At 35.3% G+C, this 3,581-nt stretch carries 2 protein-coding genes; both read left to right on the top strand.

Features of this window, described 5'->3' with window-relative positions; all coding sequences use genetic code 11:
* The first annotated feature begins 1 nt into the window (after position 1).
* Positions 2 to 1,084 carry an LptF/LptG family permease gene (locus AC1DPQ_RS21375; protein ID WP_036669659.1) on the top strand — a complete coding sequence of 361 codons (1,083 nt, stop codon included), beginning with the start codon at positions 2 to 4 and terminating at the stop codon, positions 1,082 to 1,084.
* A gap of 2 nt (positions 1,085 to 1,086) precedes the next feature.
* The gene (locus tag AC1DPQ_RS21380) at positions 1,087 to 1,965 is read left to right on the top strand and encodes a DMT family transporter (RefSeq protein ID WP_477584662.1); all 879 of its coding nucleotides are present in this window, start codon (positions 1,087 to 1,089) and stop codon (positions 1,963 to 1,965) included.
* The last annotated feature ends 1,616 nt before the right edge of the window (positions 1,966 to 3,581 follow it).

Consider the following 3,581-nt stretch of genomic DNA (forward strand, 5'->3'; position numbering starts at 1 on the left):
GATAAAAATCATCGATCAGTATATTATCGGGAAATACCTGGGTACATTTATTTATACGCTGGCCATTTTTGTGATCATTATTGTAGTGTTCGACCTGTCGGAAAAGATGGATGATTTTATGAAAAGTGGCCTGAGTTTTTGGGGAATCCTCTCTAAATATTACGCAGGCTCTATTCCTTTTTATGTGAATATGCTTTCACCGCTGATCAATTTTATTGCGGTAATTTTCTTTACCGCAAAAATGGCCGATCAGACTGAAATTGTACCAATTTTAAGCGGTGGGGTGAGTTTTAACCGTTTTTTATTTCCTTACCTGGTGTCGGCTACGATTATTTTCTCAGCCAACTTACTTTCAAATCTATACATCCTTCCTTATACCAATACCTTAAAAAATAGCTTCGAGAATACGTATGTAAAACGTAATGATCCTTCCACAAAATCAAACATCCATATGAAACTGGATGACAAAACCTATATCTACATTGATAATTTCGACAACAAAACGAATTCAGGATACCGGTTTTCTTTGGATAATTTTAGTGGAGATGTACTCACCAAAAAGATCGTTGCCGAAAATATAAAATGGGATTCGCTTAAACGCAAATGGCAGTTAAACAACTACTCTATCCGTAAGATCGATGGATTGAAAGAAACCATGATTTATGGTAATGGGAAGTTAAAAGATACCATTTTGGATATGCGTCCGGATGATTTTTCGGCATATGACAATGTGGTGCAAAATTTAACTACGAAGGAACTTTCCGATAAGATTAGGAAAGAAAAAATCCGCGGAACGGGCGTAATGAACGATCTTCAGTTTGAAAAATACAAACGTTACCTCCACCCGCTTTCTGCATTCGTATTAACGCTGATCGGTGTAGCGCTCTCATCACGTAAAGTACGAGGAGGTGTCGGTGTATCGTTAGGTATCGGAATCTTCATTAGCTTCGCTTATATCGTATTTAATCAGTTCACACAGATGTTTTCTACCAAAGGTGGATTACCTCCTTTTGCGGCTGTTATTATGCCTACATTATTCTTTGGCTTATTAGGTTTTTACCTATTAAGAAAAGCACCAAAATAGCGATGGACGTTACCAAAAAGAATTTACTCATCCTTCATCTTACTGTATTTGTTTGGGGCTTTACGGGTGTGCTCGGTAAATTGATTTCTATCGATGCAGTGCCCATGGTCTGGTACCGGGTATTGATTGCCGCAGCTACACTTTTTGCGTGGTTTTTAATCACCAAAAAGAACATTAAGATTACTAAAAAACAGTTCATCCAATTCTTTTTAACGGGAGGAATTGTAGCCATTCACTGGATATTTTTCTTTCATGCCATTAAGGTTTCTACTGTTTCGGTAACCTTGGTTTGCCTCTCTTCCTTTACTTTATTTACCGCAATTTTAGAACCGCTGATTAAAAAACAGCCGATACAAATGGGCGATATTCTGATCGGTTTACTGATTATACTAGGAATATATATGATCTTTAAATTTGAAGGCCAGTATACTTTAGGAATTATTTTTGGTTTGCTAGCAGCAGTCGCATCCAGTCTTTTTTCAACTATAAATTCTACATTGGTACAAAAAAGTGAACCTTCCATTATCAGTTTTTATGAGCTTGTTGGTGCACTTTTCTGGATCACGTTGTACCGTTTATATGATGGAACACTGTTACACTCAGCATTCAACTTAAGTGCCAAAAACTGGTTCTATCTTATTCTTCTCGGCACACTTTGTACATCCGTTGCTTACGTTGCAGGTGTTGCGGTAATGAGAACTTTATCGGCTTTTAGAGTTGCATTAATCACCAATTTGGAACCTGTATACGGAATAGTATTAGCCTTCGTTTTCTTTCAAAACAAAGAGCAAATGACAGGTGGATTTTATATTGGTGCAACCATTATCCTGGCCTCTATTTTTCTCTATCCGATCTATAAAAAGAGAAAGAATCAACTGTAAACACAAACGATATAAATTTAATTTTCTTTAGAAATGATACCAACTGAATGAACGGCTTTAGTTGTACCTATTGCTGGTGGCTAATCCTTTCTAAACAGCGCAATGCCTAAAATTCTCTCCATTAAATTTCCTGACAAAGAATAGTTAAAAGCGCCATGAAGAAGCTTATCAAAACTAGTCAACACTACGCTTACTTAGTACCATAAAGCCTCCAGCTCGCTTTATATAGAGATTCAAAATCTTATAATTAAAAGCAGCGAACAACCATCCAAAAACATTAGGAATCTAATGCTTCAGAGACAAGCTAAGTAGCCAAGTTCAATCAAACCATCGGAACAAAAACGGTAGCTTCAAATGAGGAAAATCAGGTTAAAGAATGCAATCTGTCGGAAAGTGAAAGATCAAAATAAGCATCGGTCACAAGCATGAACATCTCCATGAAGGAAGAAAGTGCTCCAACAATAGTATACTAAAAGCGGGATGAATCTTCATTCAAAATTATCGAAAAATTATCGAGATGAGTTAATATTTCTGACTCAAAATTCGCGAACTACAAGGTGGGATTTTACCATTATCCATTGYATATTTCAGCAAACGAAGAAGGTAGATCATCCAGCATTAAGGTCAGACTGACGCGAACAAGGCTTATATAAACAGCTTTAAATCGGATGCTGCAATACAAGTTCAAGACGCAACCCTTAAACTTGATAAACAACGAACTTCATATAGAAAATGTTTAATCGGTCGTCAACTAAAAACCCTTAATTAAACAGCAGATTTGGAGCTAGTAAAACAAAAATTCTGAATATAAAATTGGTCAAAATATTCTTTATTTTAAATCAGAAATGGCAGCCAAACTGCAAACATCATCTAGGCTTATTATTAATTTATTTTGGCAAAAAATATGTCAATAAAAAGTGCAGAAACCGAAGACATCAATTAGCAAAAATTCACAATTAAAACCCCACAAAACCGGATAGTTAAAGCGGCTAAAATCCCAACCGAAAAAAGCCGATCTAAAGCGGCAGAAAACAGCGATAAAAAACAAATAAAAATACCAAAATTCTCGTTTTAAACCCGCACCAAACATGAGGTATTTTCTATATAAATTCTATACAATCTGAGTTGTCAAATCACATAGAAGCAAAATGGCTTGTCTAAAATCCATCAACATTCAGTTCAGGATAGTTTTTAACCACAATAAAAATCTGGCAAGGTAGCACAAAAAGATAAAGCATTTTAGGGTTAATCAGCATAAAAATATCGGTAAAAATTAAAATCAAAAACCTAATTTTCAACCTGCTTTTCCCTATGCAACTGAGGAAAAGTGATCAATTTCGAGTTTCCAGAGGATAAAGCTTAAAAGCATAAAAAACCTTATTTAAATGCCATTAGACACGCTTTTTAGCGCAAAAACAAAAATTACCATAAAGTGTACCGAAAACACCATTATTCACGAATATCGTCAGGAAATTGCATTATAAGCTCAAATTATTACAGATTTCGGGGTTTAAAACGACAAAAAAACATACATTTTTAATCTACGAGATCAAATTTAAGGCAAGAAATCAAGGTTAAAAACCAGACTTAAAGCTAGATTAAACCCACAATTTATG

This window comes from Pedobacter sp. 01T416_2, assembly GCF_056398925.1.

Coding starts and splice junctions, on each gene's coding strand:
- AC1DPQ_RS21380 (WP_477584662.1), top strand. CDS start 1,087: ATGGACGTTACCAAAAAGAATTTACTCATCCTTCATCTTACTGTATTT.